Origin of the sequence: Janthinobacterium saanense (genome assembly GCF_014200675.1) — a bacterium.
In the GTDB taxonomy this organism is placed as follows: domain Bacteria; phylum Pseudomonadota; class Gammaproteobacteria; order Burkholderiales; family Burkholderiaceae_D; genus Janthinobacterium.
This window is the reverse complement of sequence record NZ_JACHCI010000036.1, coordinates 1-23,660: the sequence shown is the minus strand read 5'-3', so window position 1 is coordinate 23,660 and position 23,660 is coordinate 1. Positions and strand designations below refer to the sequence as shown.

At 62.3% G+C, this 23,660-nt stretch carries 22 protein-coding genes; 12 read left to right on the top strand and 10 right to left on the bottom strand.

The features are described from left to right. Nucleotides 1–136: 136 nt before the first annotated feature. Both HDE72_RS27325 and HDE72_RS27320 read right to left on the bottom strand, forming a co-directional pair. Entirely contained in the window at nt 137–583 is a 447-nt protein-coding gene (locus HDE72_RS27325) for a CBS domain-containing protein (protein ID WP_183748706.1), read from the bottom strand. Between the two features lie 118 nt (nt 584–701). Further along, nucleotides 702–1,325 carry a 2OG-Fe(II) oxygenase gene (locus HDE72_RS27320; protein ID WP_183748704.1) on the bottom strand — a complete coding sequence of 208 codons (624 nt, stop codon included), beginning with the start codon at nt 1,323–1,325 and terminating at the stop codon, nt 702–704. 263 nt (nt 1,326–1,588) lie between these two features. Between HDE72_RS27320 and HDE72_RS27315 the strand changes: the two genes are divergently transcribed. From HDE72_RS27315 to HDE72_RS27305, 3 genes are read left to right on the top strand one after another with little or no spacing between them, the layout of a single operon-like run. Continuing rightward, complete coding sequence (locus HDE72_RS27315) at nt 1,589–2,899, top strand: O-acetylhomoserine aminocarboxypropyltransferase (RefSeq protein ID WP_183748702.1); 1,311 nt, start codon at nt 1,589–1,591, stop codon at nt 2,897–2,899. 1 nt (nt 2,900) lies between these two features. Beyond that, nucleotides 2,901–3,704, top strand: coding sequence for an alpha/beta fold hydrolase (locus tag HDE72_RS27310; RefSeq protein WP_183748700.1), 804 nt, complete (start codon nt 2,901–2,903; stop codon nt 3,702–3,704). A gap of 15 nt (nt 3,705–3,719) precedes the next feature. Continuing rightward, nucleotides 3,720–5,666: a DUF6630 family protein gene (locus tag HDE72_RS27305; RefSeq protein ID WP_183748698.1), complete on the top strand. Its 1,947-nt coding sequence runs from the start codon at nt 3,720–3,722 to the stop codon at nt 5,664–5,666. Between the two features lie 48 nt (nt 5,667–5,714). Here HDE72_RS27305 and HDE72_RS27300 read toward each other — a convergent pair whose 3' ends face one another. The 3 genes from HDE72_RS27300 to HDE72_RS27290 form a co-directional block, all read right to left on the bottom strand. Next, complete coding sequence (locus HDE72_RS27300) at nt 5,715–6,365, bottom strand: hypothetical protein (protein ID WP_183748696.1); 651 nt, start codon at nt 6,363–6,365, stop codon at nt 5,715–5,717. A 14-nt stretch (nt 6,366–6,379) separates the two neighbouring features. Then, nucleotides 6,380–6,943, bottom strand: coding sequence for a hypothetical protein (locus HDE72_RS27295; protein WP_183748693.1), 564 nt, complete (start codon nt 6,941–6,943; stop codon nt 6,380–6,382). Between the two features lie 230 nt (nt 6,944–7,173). Continuing rightward, nucleotides 7,174–8,550 (bottom strand): YihY family inner membrane protein, encoded by a 1,377-nt coding sequence (locus HDE72_RS27290; RefSeq protein ID WP_183748691.1) that lies wholly within the window; start codon nt 8,548–8,550, stop codon nt 7,174–7,176. 69 nt (nt 8,551–8,619) lie between these two features. On the opposite strand from HDE72_RS27290, the gene wrbA reads away from it, so the two are divergent. The 7 genes from wrbA to HDE72_RS27255 are packed head-to-tail and all read left to right on the top strand — an operon-like array spanning nt 8,620 to nt 17,044. Further along, entirely contained in the window at nt 8,620–9,228 is a 609-nt protein-coding gene (wrbA, locus tag HDE72_RS27285) for an NAD(P)H:quinone oxidoreductase (protein ID WP_183748689.1), read from the top strand. Then, on the top strand, nt 9,228–9,629 hold the full coding sequence (locus HDE72_RS27280; protein ID WP_183748687.1) for a DUF2069 domain-containing protein: 402 nt from the start codon (nt 9,228–9,230) through the stop codon (nt 9,627–9,629). Before wrbA ends, HDE72_RS27280 begins: the two co-directional genes overlap by 1 nt. Next, nucleotides 9,626–11,041 carry an FAD-binding oxidoreductase gene (locus tag HDE72_RS27275; protein ID WP_183748685.1) on the top strand — a complete coding sequence of 472 codons (1,416 nt, stop codon included), beginning with the start codon at nt 9,626–9,628 and terminating at the stop codon, nt 11,039–11,041. Before HDE72_RS27280 ends, HDE72_RS27275 begins: the two co-directional genes overlap by 4 nt. Then, nucleotides 11,038–11,466, top strand: coding sequence for a DUF4124 domain-containing protein (locus HDE72_RS27270; protein ID WP_183748683.1), 429 nt, complete (start codon nt 11,038–11,040; stop codon nt 11,464–11,466). The genes HDE72_RS27275 and HDE72_RS27270 overlap by 4 nt, the downstream gene beginning before the upstream one ends. Then, nucleotides 11,454–14,048, top strand: a complete 2,595-nt coding sequence (locus tag HDE72_RS27265; protein ID WP_183748680.1) for an ABC transporter permease — start codon at nt 11,454–11,456, stop codon at nt 14,046–14,048. The genes HDE72_RS27270 and HDE72_RS27265 overlap by 13 nt, the downstream gene beginning before the upstream one ends. Next, nucleotides 14,048–15,124 carry a lipocalin-like domain-containing protein gene (locus tag HDE72_RS27260; RefSeq protein ID WP_183748678.1) on the top strand — a complete coding sequence of 359 codons (1,077 nt, stop codon included), beginning with the start codon at nt 14,048–14,050 and terminating at the stop codon, nt 15,122–15,124. Before HDE72_RS27265 ends, HDE72_RS27260 begins: the two co-directional genes overlap by 1 nt. A 51-nt stretch (nt 15,125–15,175) precedes the next feature. Further along, complete coding sequence (locus tag HDE72_RS27255; RefSeq protein ID WP_183748676.1) at nt 15,176–17,044, top strand: ABC transporter transmembrane domain-containing protein; 1,869 nt, start codon at nt 15,176–15,178, stop codon at nt 17,042–17,044. Nucleotides 17,045–17,048: 4 nt separating this feature from the next. On the opposite strand, the gene HDE72_RS27250 is transcribed toward HDE72_RS27255, so the two are convergent. From HDE72_RS27250 to HDE72_RS27230, 5 genes are all read right to left on the bottom strand, one after another. Then, nucleotides 17,049–18,188, bottom strand: a complete 1,140-nt coding sequence (locus HDE72_RS27250) for a TIGR03118 family protein (RefSeq protein WP_183748674.1) — start codon at nt 18,186–18,188, stop codon at nt 17,049–17,051. A gap of 113 nt (nt 18,189–18,301) precedes the next feature. Continuing rightward, the gene (locus HDE72_RS27245; protein ID WP_183748672.1) at nt 18,302–18,961 is read right to left on the bottom strand and encodes a TorF family putative porin; all 660 of its coding nucleotides are present in this window, start codon (nt 18,959–18,961) and stop codon (nt 18,302–18,304) included. 39 nt (nt 18,962–19,000) lie between these two features. Then, nucleotides 19,001–20,275, bottom strand: a complete 1,275-nt coding sequence (locus HDE72_RS27240; RefSeq protein ID WP_311735295.1) for a S8 family peptidase — start codon at nt 20,273–20,275, stop codon at nt 19,001–19,003. After that, the gene (locus HDE72_RS27235; protein WP_311735296.1) at nt 20,272–20,937 is read right to left on the bottom strand and encodes a zf-HC2 domain-containing protein; all 666 of its coding nucleotides are present in this window, start codon (nt 20,935–20,937) and stop codon (nt 20,272–20,274) included. The genes HDE72_RS27240 and HDE72_RS27235 overlap by 4 nt, the downstream gene beginning before the upstream one ends. Nucleotides 20,938–20,958: 21 nt before the next feature. Beyond that, nucleotides 20,959–21,558: an RNA polymerase sigma factor gene (locus tag HDE72_RS27230; RefSeq protein WP_183748670.1), complete on the bottom strand. Its 600-nt coding sequence runs from the start codon at nt 21,556–21,558 to the stop codon at nt 20,959–20,961. Nucleotides 21,559–21,756: 198 nt separating this feature from the next. On the opposite strand from HDE72_RS27230, the gene leuE reads away from it, so the two are divergent. Then, nucleotides 21,757–22,431, top strand: coding sequence for a leucine efflux protein LeuE (gene leuE / locus HDE72_RS27225; RefSeq protein WP_183748668.1), 675 nt, complete (start codon nt 21,757–21,759; stop codon nt 22,429–22,431). 21 nt (nt 22,432–22,452) lie between these two features. Beyond that, nucleotides 22,453–23,532, top strand: coding sequence for a threonine aldolase family protein (locus tag HDE72_RS27220; protein ID WP_183748666.1), 1,080 nt, complete (start codon nt 22,453–22,455; stop codon nt 23,530–23,532). The last annotated feature ends 128 nt before the right edge of the window (nt 23,533–23,660 follow it).

Here is a 23,660-nt window from a genome sequence, read left to right as displayed (position 1 = left end):
ACGGCCCGATCGAAAATTCGACCGGGCCGTCAAGGCAAAACCTCAGCGCTATGCCACTCGCGTTCTACGAAAACCTGCTTAAGTGAACGGCATTAGCATCAATGCTGGCTTTTTTCGTATCAGGTGCTAGTAAGGATCAGTCCGCCGTTTCAGCCGGCCAGTCGCGGATATACGCCTTGAGCATCTGGTTTTCAAAGCTTTGCGCTTCCAGCACGGCGCGCGCCACGTCGTAGAACGAGATCACGCCCAGCAGGGTCTTGGCGTTCATGACGGGCAGGTAGCGCGCATGTTTTTCCAGCATGATGCGGCGTACTTCGTTTACTTCCGTGTCTGGCGTGACGGTGATCGGGTGGTCATCCATGTGCTTGCGCACGGTGCCGCCGCCGATCTGGCCCGCGTTTTCATGCAGCGCCACCAGTACTTCGCGGAAGGTCAGCATGCCGACCAGGTCGCCAAATTCCATGACCACCAGCGAACCGATGTCTTTTTCAGCCATGGTATTGGCCGCGTCAAGCAAGGGATGATCGGGCGTGACCGTGTAGAGAATGTTGCCCTTGACTTGGAGAATTTCAGATACTTTCATGATGGCCTTCCTGTCCGCGTGAGTGGTATTTTAGTTATTTTAAGCCCTTACACCGACTGTAGCCTATGCCCATCAAAAAATCCAGCCTTGCGCGCAATCAAATCAAGGGATTCATTGCCTAGGCGCGGCGGCGGAACCAACCGGCAATCGACAAGCGTTCTCGCGCCGTGGGCAACACTTCATGCAGCATTTCGCCCGACAAAAACAGCGCCATCCTGCCCGCTTCGGGCAGGATATCGATGGAAGACTCGCCTTCCGGATGCAGACGCAGTGCGCCGCCATGCCCGGGCAGCCAATTGGTATTGAGGTAAATCACGACGGATACGGTACGCTTGTCGTCATCACGGAAACGGTCCAGATGAGCCCGATAAAAGGCGCCCGGCGCGTACAGCGCAAAATGGCTTTCGTATTCGTCCAGCCCCAGGAACAGTTCGCGGTTCAGTTGCTGGCGCAGCGCTTCCATGCTGGCCAGATAGCGGTCTGTGGCCCCGGACCTGCCCGCTTCCAGCCATTGGATATGGTCGCCACGGATGGCCGGTTGCAGCAGCGGCGCATGGCCGCTGCCCACGCCAGCGCCCTTCATCTGGCCGCTGCGCATGGCTTGCTGGCATTCGGCAGCCAGTTGCGCAGTCAAATCAGGAGGGAGGAAATGGTCTTGCATGCACCAGCCGGCATGGCGCAGGCCATCGGCGGGCGACAGTGCAGGCACGGCAAGTGGGCCGGCTAGCGATATTGCGGGCATAAGATCTTTCCTGGTGGAAGTGCATGAGTGCGTCTACAGCCCAGGAATTCATGGAATGCCGCTGGCCACCTCGCGGCGCACGCGCGCGGACGATGACTCAGCTGAATATCGCTGACATGGCATCGTATCACCGCCACCGCGCCGGGCCGTAAACATTTTTCTGCCTTTGAAAAAATCGCGCCCATGCGGCCCGCACGCCTGCCCTGTTATTGCGCCGCAAATCCGGGTACGATCTGGCCACTATAATCATTGGCGGAGACACCATGAGCGGTCCGAAATACCCCGGTTTTGACACCCTGTCGCTGCATGCGGGCGCCGCGCCCGACCCTGCCACGGGTGCACGCGCCACGCCGATCCACTTCACGTCCTCGTTTGCCTTCAAAAGCTCGGACCATGCGGCCTCGCTATTCAATATGGAGCGGGCCGGCCATGTGTACTCGCGCATCTCGAATCCCACCAACGCCGTGCTGGAGGAACGCATCGCTGCGCTGGAAGGCGGCGTGGCCGGCATCGCCACGGCCAGCGGGCAAGCCGCCATACACCTGGGACTCTCCACCATCGCCGGCGCCGGTTCCCATATCGTCGCCTCGCGCGCCCTGTACGGCGGTTCGCACAACCTGCTGGCCTATACATTGAAACGCTTCGGCATCGAGACGACTTTTGTCGATCCGCGCGATGCAGACGCCTGGCGCAGCGCCATCCGTCCCACTACCAAAGTGTTGTTCGCCGAAACACTGGGCAATCCCGGCCTCGATGTGCTGAATATCCCGAACATCGCCGCCATCGCCCACGAGCACTTTTTGCCGCTGATGGTCGATTCCACCTTCACCACGCCCTATCTGCTGCGCCCCTTCGAACATGGCGCCGACCTGGTCTTCCACTCGGCGACGAAATTCTTGTGCGGCCACGGCACGGCCATCGGCGGCTTGCTGGTCGATGGCGGCACCTTTGACTGGCAAGCGGCCTACGACAAGACGGGGCGCTTTGCCGAACTGTGCGAACCATACGAAGGCTTTCACGGCATGGTGTTTGCCGAGGAATCAACGGTGGCGCCATTCGCCCTGCGCGCGCGGCGTGAAGGCTTGCGCGATTTCGGCGCCGTCATGAGCCCGCACAATGCCTTCGCCGTCTTGCAGGGAATAGAAACCCTGGGCTTGCGCATGGACCGCCACGTGGCCAACACGCGCAAGATCGTGCAATGGCTGCTATCGCATCCGGCCGTAGAATCGGTCTCATATCCCGAGCTGGAGTCGCATCCCGATTACGTCCTGGCGCAAACCTTGCTGCCCAAAGGCGCGGGCGCCGTCTTCACCTTCAACCTGCGCGGCGACCGCGCGGCGGGCCAGCGCTTTGTCGACAGCCTGAAGATTTTCTCGCACCTGGCCAATGTGGGCGACGCCAAGTCGCTGGTCATCCACCCCGCCTCCACCACCCATTTCAGGGTGCCCAACGAACAACTGGCATTGGCCGGCATCACGCAAGGCACCATGCGATTGTCGGTGGGACTGGAAGACGCGGATGACTTGATCGACGACCTGGCCCATGGCTTGAAACAATCGCAGAAAGGCGCTTGAGATGCTGTTCACCGTTGAAAACACCAGCGCCTATTGCTACACGGGCGGCAAAGCCATCCATCCCGAGCAACCAACAGCCGTGTTTATTCACGGCGCGCAAAACGACCATTCCGCCTGGGCCCTGCAAACGCGCTATTTCGCCCATCACGGCTGGAATGTGCTGGCCGTCGACCTGCCCGGCCACGGCCGCAGCCAGGGAGCCGCGAAAACCAGCGTGGAAGCGCTGGCGTCATGGCTGTTGGCCGTGCTGGATGCGGCCGGCGTGGCGCAAGCCATGCTGATCGGCCACAGCATGGGTTCCTTGATCGCGCTGGAAGCGGCTTTCCAGGCGCCGCAGCGCGTCAGCCATCTGGCGCTGCTGGGCTCAAGCTACCCGATGAAAGTATCGCCGGCCTTGCTGGAAACGGCGCGCAACGATGAACCGGCCGCCATCGATATGGTCAATCTCTGGTCGCACTCGTCGATCGCGCAAAAGCCCTCATTTCCCGGCCCCGGCTTTTACGCCATGGGCGGCGCGCGGCGCCTCAAGCAACGTATCTCTGCCATCAATCCGCAACACATCTTTTACACGGATTTTTATGCCTGCAACGCCTACGCGAATGGCGAAGTCGCCGCCGCCACTGTCCGCTGCCCCACCCTGTTCATTATCGGCGCGCGCGACATGATGACGCCGCCGAAATCGACCAAGCTGCTGACATCGACCATCGCGCACGGCAAGCTGGTGATGGTCGACAGCGGCCATGAATTGATGGCCGAGCAGCCCGACGCCGTGCTCGACGCCCTGTTTTCCTTTGCCAAACCCTGACCTTCATTTGTACCGATGATACCAACTGCAGCCCTGTTCAGCACCGCCACCCTGCCCAACCATCCCGACTTCGACGTGGAAGCCATCACAGGCCTGGCCGAGTGGCGGCACAACACGCCTATGCTGTTCAAGCTGCTGGTGGGCGCCGGCACGCAGGCTGTGGCCTGGCCCATCTACGGTGATGGCGTAGACACAGCTTGCGTACTGGCCGCGCCCATGGCCCAGGCGCAAGCGAGCTGGCAAGCGCTATGCCCCTTGATGGAGCTTCCCCAATCACCCGCCATCGACGCTTTGCTGGCTGAGGGCCAGTCCTGGCTGGTGCTCGATGGCGTGCAACTGATCAAGCACGATATCGGCACCGCTGACTATGCCAGCGCGCTGCAAGCGCTGCGTATCGAGGCGCAGCAGCTGCACGCTGCCCTGCTGCGTGGCGACCGCCAGGCGCTGGCGCCCCTGCTGCAGATGCCAGAACTTGGCTACTGGTCAGCCAGCGCCAGCGCGCAACTGATGGAAATCGAGGAAGGCGACACGGACGAACTGCCTTTCCTGCTGGGGTTGGCGGTGCTGGAATGGGTGGAAGATGCGCTGTGCTACGCAGTCAAGGGCCGCGATGGGCGCCATGGCCTGGTCACGCCCTACGGCCGCTGGATAGTGCCCCTGTCGCTGGGCGCCACAGAACTCGCGACCCATCACGCCGGCGATGGCTGGGTCACCTTTGCCATCGGTGCAGCGCACGGCGTGCTGGATTTGAATGGCGTCATCGTGCTGCCGCCCGCGCCCGGCGCCTTGTATGTGATCAGCCCGCATTTGCTGCAGCGGGTGCTACCCGATGGCGCCAGCGCCGTGCTGCGCCTGCCCGATGGCGCGTTGCTGCTCGATGGCGTGGATAATCTCTGCCAGCGCGACGATGGCCTTCTCGACTTCGAACGGCAAACCGACGATGCAGATGAACACAATGTCTGCGGCGTGATGGATGCCCGTGGCGCCGTGCTGCTGCCGCCGCAGTTCAGCTCCGTGCAAAATTTCGGTACGAAGAAAAAGCTCGCCATCGTCAGCCAGCGCATCGATGGCCGCTTCCTGTTTGGCCTGGCAAGTCTCACAGGCGCGCTGATAGCGCCCTGCCAGTACAGCGAAATCGATTGCGCCACCACGTCATCGCCACCCAGGGTGCGCAAAAACCGGATCTACGCCACCGATGCACAGGGCCACGCCTGCATGCTGACACTCGATGGCAAGCAGGTGTTCACGCCCCGCTACCTGCCCGCGCACCACCTGCGCCGGGTGGTGGTGGTGCAAGACGATTTTTTATATGTTATCAAGGATGGTTGCGCCTGGAGCATGGATTTCACAGGCGCCTTGCTGCAGCCGCACGGTAGCGCGGAAGCCTTCAAGGCAGACATCACGGCCCAGCTCAGCGCAGCCACGGGCTTGAACCGGAAAAAAGCCGCGCCGAAAAACTGCTACACGCCAGCGCAAATCCTGCAGCAGGCCGACCACGAACAATTACGCACCATGGCGGCCCTGCTGCTGCAAGGCGAGCAGGAACTGGCGCAGCGCTGCGTCGATATCACGCTGGCAGAACTGGCAGCAGACGACCCGCAGGAAGAATACGAAGGCGCGACGCCGGCAGCGGCCTGCTTCTTCCTGCTCTGGTCCACGGCTGCACACGCACTGGGCCACGGCACCACCCTGGACTGGAAAGCGGTCGATGAAGTGGCCCGCATCGGCCAGCATATCGATTTGCCGGCTCTGCGCGATTTCCATTGGACGGAACGCGAAGACGGCGACGAGATGGCAGAAGGCCTGGCTGCCCTCGCCCGCCATCTGGCGCCCCATGGCCTGCGGCTGGTGAATATGCAGGGCGGCGAAGATACGTATTACCTGGGTCTGGTGCGGGAACAGGATAAGGCAGCATTTAATGCCATGGCGGTGCAGGCAGCCTTAAACCCGATGGTGTTTTAACAGTCCTATTTTTTGCTGACGTCGAGAGCGGATTTCAGGCGAGCTGAACTAAGGCTTTGGATTGGTTGCACGCAGCAAATTTTTGCTAAGCTCGCTCACATATTCCCGGTTGGCACAACGCTTGAGTTGTTCGCCAGAAGAGACATTCTTGTCGCCATATTCCGCTGCCAGCCGACTGACGATCAAATTAAATGGCAGGCTTGTACCACGCAGGGTGACCTGCGCGGGCATGACCGCCAGACACTCCGCATTCTTCAGGGTACGTATGTCATACATATTGGCATTTCCCGGATTCGTCGCACGTACATTCTCCAAGGCATGAATGCCACATTCACGATAAAAAGAAAATACCGCATATGCCGTATCGCGTTGAGGGATGTAACGTTCGTTCGCCATGATGGTGGGGCCGTGAGCGGTCCGAATGGCGAGAAAGGAGAAGTCTTCACTATCATCAACCAGGACAACACTGGCTGGCGAACCATCCGGCAAATTACACGTGAGCTGGTATTTTTTTAATTTATAAGTATCCAGATAAGTGGGGACCACACTCTTCGACGTCATTTGTTTCACCGATGGAAAACTAATTTTCGGAATCTCGGTCACCTGCGCATATACCTGCGATATACCAATAACAGCCATGGCCGCGGTAACGATCAGGCAAGGAATGGAGAAAAGAAACCTTACTGAATTCGATAGCATGTGCATTCTCCCCTTTATTTCACACATGAACCGAGACCAATAGGCTCGAGTGGAATGGGCCCGACCTCAATAGAGCGGGTCGCGTCTTCCCGCCGAACCTTCACCTCGGAGGCAGCCTGTAGCGTGGCAAATGTGCCTGGGCTATCATCAAGCCGGATCACCCGGGATATGGCGCAGACACGCGACAAGTCAATCATAATGCGAGGGAATTCAAGCCGGTCTCCGTACCGCCCCACAATCACCTTGAACTCATAACTACCATCCGTCTCGATGTTCAAGGTTTGCGGCATGCTCTTGATCCCAATTAAATTGGCGATATTCGGCACCCGACTCGCTTCGACATTTCCTCTTACCGTCCAGACTTCAACATCGCGTGTCTTCAATTGTTCCTGCATTGCACCCCACAGCATGAAGAACAACAGCACATACCCAGCAAACGCTCCGCCGAATTTCCACTTCCATTTCCAGAACTCGCCAGCGCCTTCCCCCGTACTAGGGAAAATCTTGAATAGAATGATGGCCGGAATCAGTGGCAGCAGGACAAGGATGCAACTTTGCACAAAAAATGTATTCATCATCCCACCTACTGATCTATGTGACAAAGAACCTCACATCATGATGACAGCGGCGGCCATGCGTGCTTTGTCGTAGCGCAAACGACTACCCCCCCTGCCAGTCTTGAGGAAATGATGGTGCATTCACGGCGAACGCAAGCACTGCAGGCGGCGCACAAGCCTCACTGGCCGCCAACCTTGCAATGCGCCTCTTAGGAAAAATTTGAAATCATAATATTTTATTGGGCGATTGCTTAGCTGCAGCGCACTTCCCCAAAATGCTGCGCCAGGCTCATGCCCAGGCCTTCTTCCACCGCGCCTTCCACCTGCGCCGCCAGGGCTGCCGCATCTTCGGCGGCCTTCAGGTCGCGTTCATTGGTGGAACCGGCCGGATAGCCGGAGTTGACGCGCATGCCGCCAAACACAAACAATCGATACACGTCGGCCAAAGTAATGCGGTTGACGTTGCCCAGCAAGACCCAGTGGTCGGCATTGCTGGCCACGCGCTTGCCCCACTGTACCCGCACCGGACCTTCCACATTGACCCGGCCCACCCAGCCCTGCGCCACCATCTTGTCGAGCAGGTTTTCCATTTCCTCGAAACCCAGACGCGTGCTGCGGCGGATCTCGGCCGCGCCCACCAGGGCGGTATCGGCGCAATGGCAAGCCACGTGCAGCACTTTCAGTACGGCGACGGCGTCGACAAACTCGCTGCCGGGCGCCGCTTCATACCACCAGCGCTCGTATTTCACGACCGGCAAGGCGGCCACCAGCAAGGCGCCCACCAAGGTGATCATCCAGCTCAGGTAAATCCACACCAAAAACAGGGGCAAGGCGGCCAGCGCGCCGTAGATGCGCGAATAGCTTGGGAACTCCTGGATGAATTCGCCGAAGCCGCGCTTGGCCACTTCAAACGCCAGCGCCGCCAGCAAGCCGCCCCAGGCCGCATCGCGCCAGTCGACGTCGCGGTTCGGCACGGCGAGATACAGCAAGGTAAACGCCAGCATGGTCAGGCCGATCGACACCAAGGTATAAAACACGGCGCCCAGGAAAGGCACGGCGCCTACCAGGCCGCTGGTGGCAATGAAGACACGCGACGTAACCGTCAGCGACACGCCCACCAGCAGCGGGCCCACCGTCACAATCGCCCAGTACACCAGCAAACGCTTGCTCCAGCGGCGCTCCTGTTTCACGCGCCAGATGCGGTTGAAGACGCGCTCGATCAGGCCCATCATCGTCACCGACGTAAAAATCAGCGCGCCCGCGCCAATCGCCGACAAGCGCGTAGCTTTCGAGGCAAAGGTGGTCAGGTAACCGAGGATGGTGTTTGAAATTCCCTTCGGTATCACGCTTTGCACGAAATAATCTTCCAGCGCGTGGCGGAAGGTATTAAACAGGGGGAAGGTGGTGAAAATCGCCAGCGCCAGTGTCAGCAGCGGCACCAGCGCAAACACGGTGGCAAACGTGAGGCTGCCCGCCACTTGCGGCAGGCTTTCCTCGCGCACGCGGCGGCGCGCAAACTGCACCAGTTCGCGCGTTTCAGACCAGCTCATGCCGCGCACGACGTCAACGCCGACGCTGGCGGTACGAAACAGGTAAACGAAGAAGGGCTGTATATATTTGGAAAACATGTAACTCAAATCAGAATAGCGCCATGACAGCAGTCGTATCAGGCTGTAAAGCGCCCTATAATACCAACGATGAAGCCAACCAATCTGATTATTCTCGTATTGTTTTATTCACGCCATGGCGCCACGCGCCAGCTGGCCGAACTGATTGCGCAGGGCGTGGAAAGCGTGCCCGGTTGCGATGCCCGCCTGCGCACCGTGCCGGCCGTGTCCAGCGTGGCCGAAGCGACTGCCCCGCAAGTCCCGCCCGATGGCGCGCCCTATGTGGAACTGGACGACTTGCAGGAATGCGCGGGCCTGGCCCTGGGTTCGCCCACGCGCTTCGGCAATATGGCTGCCTCCATGAAGTACTTCTGGGATGGCACGGCCAGCGACTGGCTGGCCGGCAGCCTGGCCGGCAAGCCCGCCTGCGTGTTCACCTCTACCGGCAGCCTGCACGGTGGCCAGGAATCGACCCTGCTGTCGATGATGATCCCCCTCTTCCATCACGGCATGCTGGTACTGGGCCTGCCCTACACCAACCCTGAACTGATGACCACGTCCAGCGGCGGCTCGCCTTACGGCGCCACCCACTGGTCCGGAATCGATGGCGACAAGGCCATCAGCGACGATGAAAAACGCCTGGCCCTGGCCCTGGGACGCCGCCTGGCCGAAAACGCCGTCAAGCTGGCAGGCGCCTGATGCACGGCGCCCTGCACAAGTATCTGCATTGGGGCGCGATTGCCAGCCTGGCCGCGCTGATTATCTGGTGCGTGCTGTGGGAAATGCTGGTGGCGCCCTTGCATCCGGGCGGTTCCTGGGTGGCATTGAAAGCCCTGCCGCTATTGATCCCCCTGTATGGCGTGATCAAACGCGACGTCTATACCCTGCAATGGTCATCGATGGTGATCCTGCTGTATTTCACGGAAGGCGTGGTGCGCGGCTATAGCGATACGCAAGCCCACTCGGCGCTCATGGCCTGGGGCGAGGCCGCCATCGTCTGCGTGTATTTTTTCTGCGCCGTGCTGTATCTGCGCCCGTATAAAAAGGCCGCCAAGCGCATGGCCAAGGAACTGCTAGCGAAAGTGAATCCCACGAAATGAGCGATCAAACCCCTTTTTTGGATACCTGCCGCGCGCTGCTGGGCGACACCTGGGTCCTGAGCACAGACGCCGACATGGCGCCCTTTCTGACCGACTGGCGCGACCGTTTTACCGGCAAGGCACTGGCCGTGCTGCGCCCCGGCTCCACCGAACAGGTGGCCGCCGTGCTGCGGACCTGCACGCAGTGGTCCATCCCTGTGGTGCCGCAAGGCGGCAATACGGGCCTGGTACTGGGCAGCATACCGGACGCCGCCGGCACGGCCGTGGTGCTGTCGCTGGCGCGCCTGAACCGCATCCGTGCGCTCGACCCCGTCAACCGCACCATCACCGTGGATGCGGGCTGCATACTGCAAACCATCCAGGAAGCGGCCAGCGCCGCCAACTGCCTGTTCCCCCTGTCACTGGCGGCCGAAGGCAGTTGCACCATCGGCGGCAACCTGGCGACCAACGCAGGCGGCACGGCCGTGCTGCGTTACGGCAATACGCGCGAGCTGTGCCTGGGCCTGGAAGTCGTCACACCGCAGGGTGATATCTGGAGCGGCTTGCGCGGCCTGCGCAAGGACAATACCGGCTACGATTTGCGCGACCTGTACATCGGCGCCGAGGGTACTTTGGGCGTGATCACGGGCGCCGTCATGAAACTGTATCCGCAACCGAAGGCCTGCATCACGGCGCTGGCCGCCATGCCCTCGCCCGCCCATGCGCTGCGCCTGTTAAGCCTGATGCAAGACCATTGCGGCGCCAGCCTGACCGGCTTTGAGCTGATGTCGCGCTACTGCTTGCAGCTGGTGGCCGAACAGTTCCCGCAACTGCCACGCCCGTTTGCCAGCCCTTACGGCCAGTATGTATTGCTGGAGCTATCGAGCAGCCAGTCCGAGGCGCACGCGGTGGAATTGCTGGAAGCGAGCATAGGCGCAGCGCTGGAAGATGAACTGATCGAAGATGCCGTCGTCGCCAGTTCGGTAGCCCAATCGGAAGGCCTGTGGCAGCTGCGCGAACACATACCGCTGGCGCAGGCGCAGGCGGGCAAGAACATCAAGCACGATATCTCGCTGCCGATTTCCTGCATCGCCGACTTCATCGCCGTCACCGACGTGGCGCTGGAAACGGCCTTCCCCGGCTGCCAGCTGGTGTGCTTCGGCCACCTGGGCGACGGCAACCTGCATTACAACGTGGCGCCGCCAGCCGGCATGACAGACCGCGACTTCCTGGCCAACCAGGACGCCATCAACCGCATCGTGCATGACCAGGTCGATGGCTTTGGCGGCTCGATTTCGGCCGAACACGGCATCGGCGCGCTGAAGAAGGATGACCTGGCGCGCTATAAATCGCCGCTGGAATTGCAGCTGATGCGCGCCATCAAACAGGCGCTGGACCCGCAAGGCATCATGAATCCGGGGAAAATCCTGTGAACAAAACCATTCCATTCTTCGCCCTGGCGTTGCTGGCCGCCAGTTCTGCAGGCGCGCAAACCGTCTACAAATGCGTGAAGGATGGCCAGACCAGCTATGGCGAAACGCCGTGCGCGGCCGGCCAGCTGCAAATCCTCGCCGTGCCCGCACCGCCGCCCGCCGTCGACAAGGGCGCCGCCACGCGCCAGGACCGTGTAGCCAGCCAGCTGGAATTCGTGCGCAAGCAGCAGGAACAGCGCGAGGATGCGGCTCGCGCGCGAGGCAATCATCAGCTTGAAGCGCGCGAAAAACACTGCGCCCAGCTGCGTATGGACCAGCAATGGGCAGCCGAAGATGCGGCCGGCGCCAATGACAAGACCCGCGATGCGGCGCAATTGAAGGCGCACCGTGCGGCTGAAAAACTGGCTGCCGCATGCCCGAATTGAAGCAGTCCCGTATCAACGTCCCTGCTGCCCGGCGACTGCTGGCGCGCTGGCTGCTGCTCGGCGAATGGCGTGCCCACCCCGTGAGGGCGCTGGTCGCCATTCTGGCGATTGCCATCGGCGTGGCGCTGGGTTTTGCCATCCATTTGATCAACGCCGCCGCCTTCAATGAATTTTCCACGGCCGTGAAAAGCCTGTCCGGCCAGGCCGACGTACAGGTGGCCGGCCGCGAAGCGCTGTTTGACGAAGCCATCTACCCGTGGCTGGCGCAGCGCGACGGCGTGGCTGTGGCCTCGCCCATACTGGAATTGCAGGCGGGCGTGGCCGGCCTGGCCAATCCCGGCGCCCTGCATATCCTGGCGCTCGACGTCTTTCGGGCCGGTTTCATTTCGCCCGACCTGATCGGCGCGCCCGCCGATGGCCAGGTGTTCGACACCCTGGCCGACGACGCCATCTTCCCTTCACAGGCCGCCCTGCAATGGCTGAACCTGGCCCAGGGCGGCACCCTGGCCCTGCAATCGGGCACCGGCAAAGTCACCCTGCGCGTAGCCGGTTCGCTGCAGCGCGCGCGCTCTGGCCAGCGCATCGCCGTGATGGACCTGGGCGCGGCCCAGTGGCGTTTTAATAAACTGGGCAAGCTGTCGCGCGTGGATCTGAAGCTGCGCAACGGCGTGAACCGCGACGCCTTTGAAGCAGCGCTGGCGCGCGACCTGGAACGCGAGTATCCGGGCCGCTTCCGCGTGGGCCAGCCCAACGATGAAAACCAGAATAGCCGCAACAATAACCTGAGCCGCGCCTACCGGGTCAACCTGACGGTGCTGGCCCTGGTCGCCCTGTTTACGGGCGCTTTCCTGGTGTTTTCCACGCAGGCGCTGTCCGTGATCCGCCGCCGCAGCCAGTTCGCGCTGCTGCGCGTGCTGGGCATGGAACGGGGCCAGTTGCTGCGCCAGGTGCTGCTCGAAGGGACCAGCCTCGGTGTGGTAGGTGCGGCAGCCGGCATCGCCGGCGGTTATGCGCTGGCCGCGCTGGCCCTGCGCTTCTTTGGCGGCGACCTGGGCGCCGGCTACTTTGCCGGCGTGCAGCCGCAAGTGCAATTTACGCCTGTCGCCGCCTGCGTGTATTTTGCGCTGGGCCTGGGGGTGGCTTTGCTGGGTTGCGCCGCGCCCGCGCTGGAAGCGGCGCGCGCCGCCCCGGCAATCGCCTTGAAATCAGGCAGTGAAGAAGCGGTGACGACGCGTCTGGCCAAGACCTGGCCGGCGCTGGCCTGTTTGCTGCTGGCCGGTGTGCTCACGCGGCTGCCGCCCGTGCTGGAATTGCCCTTGTTCGGCTACCTGTCCATCGCCCTGCTGCTGATCGGCGCCATCGCCTTGATGCCGCAACTGGCGGCCATCGTGTTCAGCACCGTACACCGCGTCTGGCTGCGCACGGCGCTGAGCGCCCGTTCGCCTGTGCTGAGCCTGACTTTTGCCCGCCTGGCCAATGCCTCGGGCCAGGCAGGCATCGCACTGGGCGGCGTATTGTCCAGCTTTAGCCTGATGGTGGCGATGGCCATCATGGTGTCGAGTTTCCGCGTTTCCGTCGATGACTGGCTGCTACAAATCCTGCCGGCCGACCTGTATGCGCGCACGTCCGCCAGTGGCAGCACGGCGGGCCTGAACCCGCGCGAGCAGGCTTCCATCACCATGCTGCCGGGCGTGGCCAAGGCGGAATTCCTGCGTACCCGCTCGCTCTCGCTGGCGCCCGACCGGCCCAACGTGGTGCTGCTGGCGCGCCCGGTCAACCTGCAGGAGCCGGGCAAGAGCATGGTGCTGGTGGGCGACTCGCTGGCCGTGCCAGCCGGCAGCCGGCCCGTGTGGCTGTCCGAGGCGGCGGCCGACCTGTATCGCCGCAAGCCAGGCGAGACCATCGCCCTGCCGCTGGCGGGCGGCTTGCACGACTTCTTCATCGCCGGCATCTGGCGCGACTATGCGCGTTCCAGCGGTTCGATCCAGATGCCGCTGCCTGACTACCGCGCGCTGACGGGCGACCTCGATGTCAGCGACGCCGCCCTGTGGCTGGACAAGGGCGTATCGAACGCCGACTTGCAGCAGCGCCTCAAGCAACTGCCTTTCGGCGCCACGCTGGAAGTGTCGGCGCCATCCGAAATCCGCGCCCTGAGCCTGCAGATTTTCGACCGCAGCTTTGCCGTCACCTATCTGCTGGAAGCCATCGCCATCGTGATCGGCCTGTTCGGCGTGGCCGCCACCTTCTCGGCCCAAACGCTGGCACGGGCCCGTGAATTCGGCATGCTGCGCCACGTAGGCGTCACGCGCAGCCAGATATTGGGCATCCTGGCGCTGGAAGGCGGCGCCTTGACTGGCCTGGGCATCGCCACCGGTTTCGTGCTGGGCCTGTTGATCAGCTTTGTGCTGGTCTTCATCGTCAACCCGCAATCGTTCCACTGGACCATGCAGCTGCATCTGCCATGGCCCTTGATCGCCACCGTGGCCGGCACACTGCTGCTCGCTGCCGCCGCCACGGCGCTGGTTTCCGGCCGCCAGGCCTTATCGGGCGGTCCTATCCGCGCCGTCAGGGAGGATTGGTAATGCGCCGCATGACCCTGCTTTTATTATGCTGCTGCGCTACCGCGATGGCCGCGCCACCCGTTTTTGCGCCCGTCACGCCGCTACCGACAGGCCAAACTTTAAAGATGCCGCACGACTTTGGCGCCCACCCCGCCTACAAGACCGAATGGTGGTACGCCACGGGCTGGGTCACGACGGCCGCCGGCAAGCAGCTCGGATATCAAGTGACCTTCTTTCGCAGCGCCACCGCGGCCGATGCCGACAATCCCAGCGCCTTTGCGCCCAGGCAGCTGATCATCGGCCATGCGGCCCTGTCCGATACATCGGTCGGCAAGCTGCTGCACGATGAAAAAAGCGCACGCGAAGGTTTTGGCCTGGCTTACGCCAAGGTAGGCAATACGGACGTGAAGCTGGACGACTGGCGCATGCTGCGCCAGGCCGATGGCAGTTACCAGGTCACGCTGGCGGCGCGCGACTTTAAATTGCAGCTGCAGCTGGCGCCTACCCAGCCCGTGCTGCTGCAAGGTCAAGGCGGTTATTCGCGCAAGGGCGCCTTGCCCGCGCAGGCCAGCTATTACTATAGCGAGCCGCAACTACGCACCACGGGCACCATCGCGCGCGCGGGCGGCAAGCCGGAAGCGGTCACGGGGGCCACCTGGCTCGATCATGAGTGGTCCAGCCAGGTGCTTGATGCCGATGCCAGCGGCTGGAACTGGCTAGGCGCCAACCTGGACGATGGCGGCGCCCTGATGGCCTTCCAGATACGCAGCAAGACAGGTGCTAAACTATGGGCGCACGCAGCATGGCGCGACCCATCCGGCAAAGTCACGCAGTTCGGCCCGGACGATGTCGTATTCACACCGACGCAGCTATGGCGTTCGCCGCGCACGCAAGCCGAATATCCGGTCGCCACCGAGATACGCACGGGAGCTACGCGCTGGCAGATCACGCCGCTGCAGGCCGACCAGGAACTCGATTCGCGCCGCTCGACGGGCGCAGTGTATTGGGAAGGCGCGGTGACGGTGCAGCGCGACGGCAAGCCGGCAGGCCACGCCTACCTGGAAATGACGGGTTATGTGCAGCCGATGAAGTTATAAGTAATACTGAACAAGAACGACGCAACAAGACCATCATCAAAGCGGAAAACAATGACAACCAGTACCGATACCAACAGCGCCAGCAACAGCAACAACGCTCCTGCAGCAACGTCACCTTCCGATGCCGGCGCCAGCCGCGAATTGAAAAAAGGCAGTCTGGCCGCCCTCAAGGGTTTGCTGCCCTTCCTGACGCCCTACCGCAAGCAGTTCTTCCTGGCCGGTATTGCGCTGGTGGTGGCGGCTGCCTCCACTCTCGCCATCCCCGCCGCGTTCAAGCAGATGATAGACCTGGGTTTCGGCGGCGCGGCCGGTTCGAAAAGCATACAGCATGTGGACCTGGTGTTCCTGGCCCTGTTCGGCGTGGCGTCCATCCTGGCGCTGGCCACGGCGGCGCGTTTCTACATGGTGTCGTGGCTGGGCGAAAGGGTCACGGCCGATATCCGCAGCGCCGTGTACCGCCACGTGGTCACGCAAAGCCCCGAATTTTTCGAGACCACGCAGACCGGTGAAGTCCTGTCGCGCATCACCACCGACACCACCCTGATACAAGCGGTGGTCGGCACCAGCATCTCGATGGCGCTGCGTAATATACTGCTGTTCGTGGGCGGCCTGGTGATGCTGTTCATTACCAGCCCCAAGCTGTCGGGCATCATCATCGGTTTGCTGGTGCTGGTCATCGTGCCCATCGTGATGTTTGGCCGCAAGGTGCGCAAGCTGTCGCGCGATTCGCAAGACCGCATCGCCGACGCCTCGGCCATGGCTGGTGAAATCCTCAACGCCATGCCGACCGTGCAGGCATTTACGCACGAGAAAATTGAATCGTCGCGCTTTGGCGACTCGGTGGAAAGCGCGTTTACCACCGCCATGCGCCGCATCCGCGCGCGCGCCGTGCTGACCATGATCGCCATTCTGCTGGTGTTCGGCAGCATCGTGTTCGTGCTGTGGCTGGGTGCGCGCGCCGTGCTGGAAGGCTCGATGACGGGCGGCGAACTGGGTCAGTTCATCCTGTACGCCTCGATCCTGGCCGGCGCCATCGGCGCCCTGTCCGAAGTGATGGGCGAAGCGCAGCGCGCCGCCGGCGCCACCGAACGCCTGCTCGAACTGATGGCCGTCAAGTCCGAAATTCAATCGCCAGCGTCGCCTTTGGTGCTGCCGCCGCGCGCCGCCAATGGCGCGGCCCTGAGCCTGAACGATATCTCGTTCAACTATCCATCACGCCCGGATACGCCATCCTTGAGCCATGTCAGCCTCGATATCCAGCCTGGCGAAACCGTAGCCGTGGTTGGCCCTTCCGGCGCCGGCAAGACCACCTTGTTCCAGCTCTTCCTGCGCTTTTATGACCCGCAAAGCGGCACTATCCGCCTCGATGGCGTCGATATCAAGCAGCTCGATTTGCACACCCTGCGCGACGCCATCGGCATCGTGCCGCAAGATACGGTGATTTTCTCGGCCGACGCGATGGAAAATATCCGCTATGGCCGCGCCGGCGCCAGCGATGCAGAAGTGATCGCCGCCGCGAAAATGGCGGCCGCCCACGAATTCATCGAGCGCCTGCCGAATGGCTATAAATCGTTCCTGGGTGAGCGCGGCGTGCGCCTGTCTGGCGGCCAGCGCCAGCGCATCGCCATCGCCCGCGCCCTGCTGAAAAATCCACCGCTGCTGCTGCTCGATGAAGCCACCAGCGCGCTGGACGCGGAATCGGAACGCCTGGTGCAAACGGCGCTGGAAGCGGCCATGGTGGGCCGCACCACCGTCATCATCGCCCACCGCCTGGCGACTGTGCAGCGCGCCGACCGCATCGTCGTGATGGAAGACGGCAAGATCGTCGAAACGGGCACCCATGCTTCACTGGTCGCCTTGGGTGGCATCTACGCCAACCTGGCGGCGCTGCAATTCCACGCGGGATTCGCAGCGCACTAAGCTCTTATTTAACGAAGTCGACACGGCCGTACTGGCCGTGCGTCGTGCCTTGCGGGCCAGCTGTGTAGAACAGGGTGTTGGTCGGCTGGCTCAAGACGCCGTTACCGAACTGCAGCGCCCACAAGCCATCGATCACCAGCGGCGCGCCCGTGCTGTCGCTGACGGTGCCCAGCAGTTTGCCGCTGCTCACGTCAAAGGCGTTGATCTTGCCATCGCCGAAATTGCCCACCAGGAGATTATTGCTGAAGGTGCCGAAGTTGGCTGGCGCCACCGCCAGGCCCCATGGCGCGTTCAGCACGCCGCCCGGCAGTACCAGGTCCTTGATCAATTTGCCGCTGGTGTCGAACTGGCTGACCATGCCCAGGCCAGCCCCCTTCACCTGTATCTTGCCCGTCGCATCCTGCTGGGCATAGCTGACAAAGATGCTGGTGCCCACGGTCTGGATGCCGTAAGGCGCGTAACCTGCCGGCACGGCCGGATCCTTGAAGCCAGCCGCCAGGGTGACAGGCTGGAAGTTCGCGTCGAACACGTCGATATGGTTATTCTTGAAATCGGTGGCGTAAATCAGGTTGGCGCCATTCGCGTTGGCGATCGCCAGGCCCTTGTAGACGGCGCCGCTGGCGCCATTGTCGACTATCGTCAAGGCATGCGTGCCATCGACGGTGGGCGCCCAGGCAGCGATGGTGCCAGCCTGGCCAGAGAAAATGAAACGGCTAGGGCCAGTCGCGCCGCCGGAACTGATCTTGAAGTCGGTCGCACTGCCGCTAAACACGATGCCGGTCGGCTTGGCCGCACCCAGCGCGCCCGGGTTGACGCTGACCACCAGGCTTTGCTTGACGCCGTTGCCGTCATACAGGGTCGAGGTCGAGGTGCCGGCGTTGGCAATCCACGAGGCGCCGGTCGGATTGAAAACCAGGCCCCAGGCATTGATCAGGTTCGCATCGGTGGTCGGCGCCACGCCGGGGATATCCGATACCAGCGCCTTGGCGGCGAAGGTCGCGCCCACGGCAGGCGCTGCCGGCACCACTGGCGCCGATGGGCTCGAAGAATTGTAGCCACCGCCACCGCAGGCAACCAGGGTGGTGGCCAGGCCAGCCGCCGTCAACAGGCCGGCGATACGTTTTGTGTTCAGTTGTGCGTTCATTTTTTTCTCTCTTTGCTCGGTAGGTGGGGGAACTTGCCACCGTCTATGCCGCGCCGGAGAAAAAAGGTTTAAGCCAAACGCAAAATTTTCAAATTATTTTTAAAACTCGGTTTTTAAAACTCATACCCAACACTGCTGACCCAGGTCTGCGGATTACCGCCGTCGCGGTAGACATAGGCCGGGTGCTTCTTTTGCGCCGCCAGCCAGGCCAGCTGCAGCCTCCACGATGCGATATCGACATTCAGGCCCAGGCGCAGATCTGCCCGATAAGTTGGCGTGGGCAAGGCTATCCCCGGTGGCGAAGGAGAACGCTGCAAGCCGAGATGGGCGACCAGGCGCACGCTGTCGTTCAAGGGCGCATTGCCATTCAGTTCAGCATATAGTGTACCGTCCTTCTTGCCGAAATAATGCGGCGCATACGACAAACGGCCGCTGAGGTTTTCTGTCGCCAGGCCGATGAAGGTTTCGGCATATGCATACTTTGCGCCGCGCTGGAAAAAGGACTTGCTGGCGCCCGCTTCCCAGCTCAGGCCAGGGCTGAGCAAGTGGGCATAACCGGCATACGGAATCAGCTGGGTGCTGTCTTCGACGCCGCGCAAATTGACCCTGCTGGCGAAGCCGCCCAGATACCAGCCCCGCGGATGATCGTAATTGAGGGTCAGCTGCGGCGCCGCTTCGCCATCGCTGAGCGAGACGCCGCGCGCGCGGTAATCGGACACGATGGATGCGGTGGTGCTCAACTGCGCCAGCGCGCCGCCAAGGTGGAATAACATCAGGAGCGCCAGGCTGCGGCGTGCTACGGCAGGGGTCATTTATTCAGTGGTTTTGTTCGCCTTGGCCGATAGTACGGGAGCGCAGGCACAAGCGCAATCTCCAGCCGCGTGCGGCATGGCGTGCAAGACCGTGGCGCAGGCATCGATACCACCGGCCAGATTGCTGCCGCCCCAGAAATCGCTGCGTTTCACGGCCACGTTCGGATGCAGGCCAGCCAGCAAGGCGGCCATGCCCGTGACATGGGCGGCAGCAAACGAGGTGCCGTTGACCAGAGCCCAGCGCCCGCCCGGCACGGTGGTGGGAATATCCAGGCCAGGTGCGACCACCAGCCCGGGAATCGACGCCTGCGCATGGTCATTGGCGGCCGCGATCACGCCCGGATACGCGGCCGGGAAGCCGCCGCCCGGCAGTTGCGGATCGACGGCCGCCACCACCGTCACGCCACGTGCCAGGGCCACATCGACCAGGCGCTTCATTAAAATATCGGATGGTCCGCCCAGGCTCATGTTGATGACCTGCGCCTTGTGCAGCAGCGCGAAATTCAAGGCTTTGCCCAGGGTAAAACTGTTACAGCGCGTGCCATGATCAGCTTCTTCCCAGCAGGCGCGCAAGGCCATCAGCCGCGCACCGGGCGCTATTCCTTCAATCCCGATGCCGTTGCCGGCCTTGGCGGCGATAATCCCTGCCACCGCCGTGCCGTGCTTTTCCGCAGCGTACGGCGAACCATCGACAAAGTTCTCTTGCTGCGTCACCTGCCCCGCCAGGTCGGGATGGTCGCTTTCGACGCCGCTATCGATCACCGCCACCTGCACCCGGCTGCCCGTGGCGTGCGCATGCAGTTCGGCGATATGCCAGAACTTCGCGGCCGGCTGGGTTGCATACAGAGGGTCATGCACACCGCCGCTATCGAGTGCGTTGAAACTGGCCATGGGCTGGGCCCATTCCACGCGCGGGTCGGCCGCCAGTTGCGCCACCACGTTTTGCCGCGCCACGCCGGGCGGCGCTTGCATCACATAACAGTCGATGCCCAGCACCGGCATGGGCCAGTCCGACAGCAAGGTCAAGCCATGGCGCTGCGCCAGTTCGGCCGCGATACGGCGCCGCGCGCCATGGCCCGTATTGTCGGTGTAGGCGCCGGAATAGCCGGAATCAGGCCGGAAATGCGGCGCCGGCAAATGCAGCATGACCAGCACCTGGCGCTCCTCAGCGACTTGTTCGCCGGGCGCAGAGACAGGCTGCGACTGCGCCGATGCAGCGGACGCCGTACAGGCCAGCAGCGCCGCCAGCAGCAAGGCAGTTAGGCCCGGCTTCACCGCCCCGCTCCACCATCGAGCGGCTCCGCCAGCGCCACGGCAAGCTCCCGGCGCAAGGCGGCCAGCGCCGCATCGCGCCCTGCCGGCGGCAGGTAGAGCACATAAGCATCGGTCACGGTCGGGCCGTCGACGATGTGGGCGCCATGCGCCTGCAGGATGCGGCGCAGTTCGCGCTCTGGCGTTTCTGGCTTGAACAGCACCATCACATTACCGGCGGCGGCGGCGTTTTCCGCCGGCGACGGCGTGGCCGACAGCGCGTGGAACTGGCCCGGCGCATCCGGGGGGGCCTTGAACAAAACCAGTCCCAGGCCAACGATGAGCGCACATTGCGCCGCCATCGCCCAGTGCTGCCACGGCGATGGGCGCAGGCTGTGCCAGACATGATGCAGCCAGGCGACGATTCCCTGCCTGGGACGAGGCGAACGCACCACAGGATCGAGCCGTGCGCTGAGCGCGGCAAAGGCGCGCTCCACATCGGGTTCTGCCTGCATGGCTGGCCGGGCCGATTGCACCTGGCGCTGCCAATCGAGGTCGGCGCGGCATTCTGCGCACTGCAGCAGATGCTCAGACACCATGGACCGTTCGGCGCCGCTCAAGGTAGCATCCAGCATCCAGGGCAAGAGCTTTTGTACTTTCTGGTGGGTCGATGCGTCGATTTCCACTATTTTTCCTGTCTTCATCATTTACTCCGCCGTATCGGCCAGCAAGGTTTTCAAGCGGCGCCGGGCATGGAACATGCGCGTCTTGACGGTATTGACCGGGCATTCCATGATGCCTGCGATCTCTTCATAGGCCATGCCGTGGTAATACGTGAGGTTGACCACCATGCGCTGCTCCAGCGGCAGCAGATCGAGCGCCTGCGCCACGCGCTGCTGCAATTGCTGCTGGCTGAAGCCGGCTTCCGGCTCGTACATGGCATCGCCAAACAGCAAATCCGGATCGGCATCGACCGGTTCATCGCGATGCTGTATCGCTTTCAGCGCCGTGCGGTAGGCGATGGCAAAGACCCAGGTCGACAGCTTGCAACTGCGGTCAAACGTGTCGGCGCGGCGCCACACGACCAGCATCGCATCGTTGATAATTTCTTCGATCAGCGCCGTATTGTGTGTCATGCGGTCAAGAAATCGTGCCAGACGCGAAAAATATGCGCGGTACAAGGTCTCGAAGGCGCGCCGGTCGCCATCGACGATCTGGCCTATCAGCCGCAAGTCGCCCGATTCATCGCGCCCAGGGCCAGACCTGGCCTGCGGCGACTCGGTATTTTTTCTCAGTAATCCGAACATCGACAATTCTCCATTTTCAACCGTTTATACCGTGCCGGCATAAAAAGGTTCAATCCGTCGCGTTCAAACTTACGGGGGGACGATGCCAGCAGCTATTTTACCGGCTGCGCAGAGTCCAGAGCACGGCCTAAAACAAGTAAAATAGCGGTTTGCGCCGCTCCCCGCCGCCTCTGCTCCCTATCTATTATCTGGAAATACATGAACGCCCTGATGCACGCCAACTTTGGCATTACCGATTTCTGGACTTTTTTACTCGGCACGATCTTTATCGTCATCCTGCCCGGCCCCAATTCCATGTACGTGCTGTCGGTAGCCGCCCAGCGCGGGGTGCGCACCGCCTACCAGGGCGCGTGCGGCATTTTTGTCGGCGACATTATTTTGATGGTGCTGTCCGCCTGCGGCGTGGCGTCCTTGCTGAAAGCCAGTCCGGCCCTGTTCCACGTGATCAAATTCGTCGGCGCCGCCTATCTGGGCTGGATCGGCCTGCAAATGCTGATCGGCTGCTGGCGCAAGCTGCGCGCCGGCGCGGCCGCCGACAGCGCTGGCGATACTGCGCCCGTGCAGATCAAGGAGGCCAACCCCTTCCGCAAGGCCCTGATCATCAGCCTGATGAATCCGAAAGCCATTTTGTTCTTCATTTCCTTCTTCATCCAGTTCGTCGATCCGCAATTCCACTCGCCGGCCATATCCTTCATCGGCCTGGGCCTGATTTGCCAGATTTGCAGCTTTAGCTATTTGACCGCCATCATTTTCGCGGGCGCCCGCCTGGCCGACACCTTCCGCCGCCGTCGCCGCCTGTCGGCCGGCATGGGCGGCGGCGTGGGCGTCATGTTCATCGGCTTCGGCGCCAAACTGGCCACCGCCACCCTGTAATCGTCATCCACGGAGAAGATCTTGACCGAGACCGAACTGCGCCAGCTTTGCCACACCGTCCTGCCTGGCCACCGCCAGCCCACGCCGGCCGACACCTTCGCCGCCATGGCCGCCTGGTGCAGCGCCAATCAGGTAGCGCACGATACCTATGGCGAAGGTGCGCTGATCGAACAGTTCGAGCACAAGATCGCCAGCCTGCTCGGTTACGAGGCAGCCGTATTCTGCATCACGGGCACCATGACCCAGGTAACGGCCTTGCGCCTGGCGTGCCAGGACCGCGGTTCGCGCCTGGTGGCCCTGCACCCGACCTCGCACATCTTGCGCCACGAGCGGGGCAACCATGAATTGCTCGACCATTTCAAGGGCTTGATCATCGGCGATCCGCACCGGCCCTGGACGGTGGCCGACCTGCGCGCCGTACCCGATGCGCTGGGTGCGGTGCAGCTGGAACTGCCGATGCGTGAAATCGGTGGTCAAACCCCGTCGTGGGACGAGCTGGAAGCCATCAAGCGCTACTGCCGCGACAACAACATCCATCTGCATATGGATGGCGCCCGCCTGTGGGAAACGCAGGCAGCGTTCGGCCAGCCGCTGCCCGCCATCTGCGCCGGCTTCGATTCGACGTATGTGTCGCTGTACAAGGGCATAGGCGGCCTGGGCGGCGCCGTGCTGGCTGGCAGCCGCCAGTTTGTGGAGCGCGCGCGCGAATGGTTCCGCCGCCAGGGCGGCAACATCATCCACCGCACCCCTTACGTGGTGGCCGCCGCCATGCAGTTCGATGCGCGCCTGGCCGACATGCCGCGCTACTTCGAACGCACCCAGTGGCTGTACGAAGTACTGCGCGACTACCCTGCCATCGCCGTCAATCCGGCCAGCCCGCAGGCGAACATGCTGCATCTGCATCTGCCCGTCTCGCGCGAGAAAGCCATCGCCATCCGCAACCAGGTGGCGCGCGAACACGGCATCTGGCTGTTTGGCCGCGCCAGCCACGCCGCCCTGCCCGGCCACAGCTATGTGGAATGGTATGTGGGCGATAATTTGCTGGGGATGGAAGATGCGCAGGTGCGCAAGGCGCTCGATTTACTCGTGCAAGGGTTTTAGGAAAAAACCCGTGAACGGCCGGGGTCGTACCCGGAGGGTGTATGGCCGGGACACATAGGTAACACTTGTCGGGAGACATGGGTAACACCTTTTATGATGATTGCACCGCCACAAACTGGAGCGTGCAA

Coding starts and splice junctions, on each gene's coding strand:
- HDE72_RS27250 (WP_183748674.1), bottom strand. CDS start 18,188: ATGAACGCACAACTGAACACAAAACGTATCGCCGGCCTGTTGACGGCG.
- HDE72_RS27320 (WP_183748704.1), bottom strand. CDS start 1,325: ATGCCCGCAATATCGCTAGCCGGCCCACTTGCCGTGCCTGCACTGTCG.
- HDE72_RS27260 (WP_183748678.1), top strand. CDS start 14,048: ATGCGCCGCATGACCCTGCTTTTATTATGCTGCTGCGCTACCGCGATG.
- HDE72_RS27300 (WP_183748696.1), bottom strand. CDS start 6,365: ATGCTATCGAATTCAGTAAGGTTTCTTTTCTCCATTCCTTGCCTGATC.
- HDE72_RS27315 (WP_183748702.1), top strand. CDS start 1,589: ATGAGCGGTCCGAAATACCCCGGTTTTGACACCCTGTCGCTGCATGCG.
- HDE72_RS27245 (WP_183748672.1), bottom strand. CDS start 18,961: ATGTTATTCCACCTTGGCGGCGCGCTGGCGCAGTTGAGCACCACCGCA.
- HDE72_RS27265 (WP_183748680.1), top strand. CDS start 11,454: ATGCCCGAATTGAAGCAGTCCCGTATCAACGTCCCTGCTGCCCGGCGA.
- HDE72_RS27325 (WP_183748706.1), bottom strand. CDS start 583: ATGAAAGTATCTGAAATTCTCCAAGTCAAGGGCAACATTCTCTACACG.
- HDE72_RS27280 (WP_183748687.1), top strand. CDS start 9,228: ATGCACGGCGCCCTGCACAAGTATCTGCATTGGGGCGCGATTGCCAGC.
- HDE72_RS27230 (WP_183748670.1), bottom strand. CDS start 21,558: ATGTTCGGATTACTGAGAAAAAATACCGAGTCGCCGCAGGCCAGGTCT.
- leuE (WP_183748668.1), top strand. CDS start 21,757: ATGAACGCCCTGATGCACGCCAACTTTGGCATTACCGATTTCTGGACT.
- HDE72_RS27310 (WP_183748700.1), top strand. CDS start 2,901: ATGCTGTTCACCGTTGAAAACACCAGCGCCTATTGCTACACGGGCGGC.
- HDE72_RS27295 (WP_183748693.1), bottom strand. CDS start 6,943: ATGATGAATACATTTTTTGTGCAAAGTTGCATCCTTGTCCTGCTGCCA.
- HDE72_RS27275 (WP_183748685.1), top strand. CDS start 9,626: ATGAGCGATCAAACCCCTTTTTTGGATACCTGCCGCGCGCTGCTGGGC.
- wrbA (WP_183748689.1), top strand. CDS start 8,620: ATGAAGCCAACCAATCTGATTATTCTCGTATTGTTTTATTCACGCCAT.
- HDE72_RS27305 (WP_183748698.1), top strand. CDS start 3,720: ATGATACCAACTGCAGCCCTGTTCAGCACCGCCACCCTGCCCAACCAT.
- HDE72_RS27255 (WP_183748676.1), top strand. CDS start 15,176: ATGACAACCAGTACCGATACCAACAGCGCCAGCAACAGCAACAACGCT.
- HDE72_RS27290 (WP_183748691.1), bottom strand. CDS start 8,550: ATGTTTTCCAAATATATACAGCCCTTCTTCGTTTACCTGTTTCGTACC.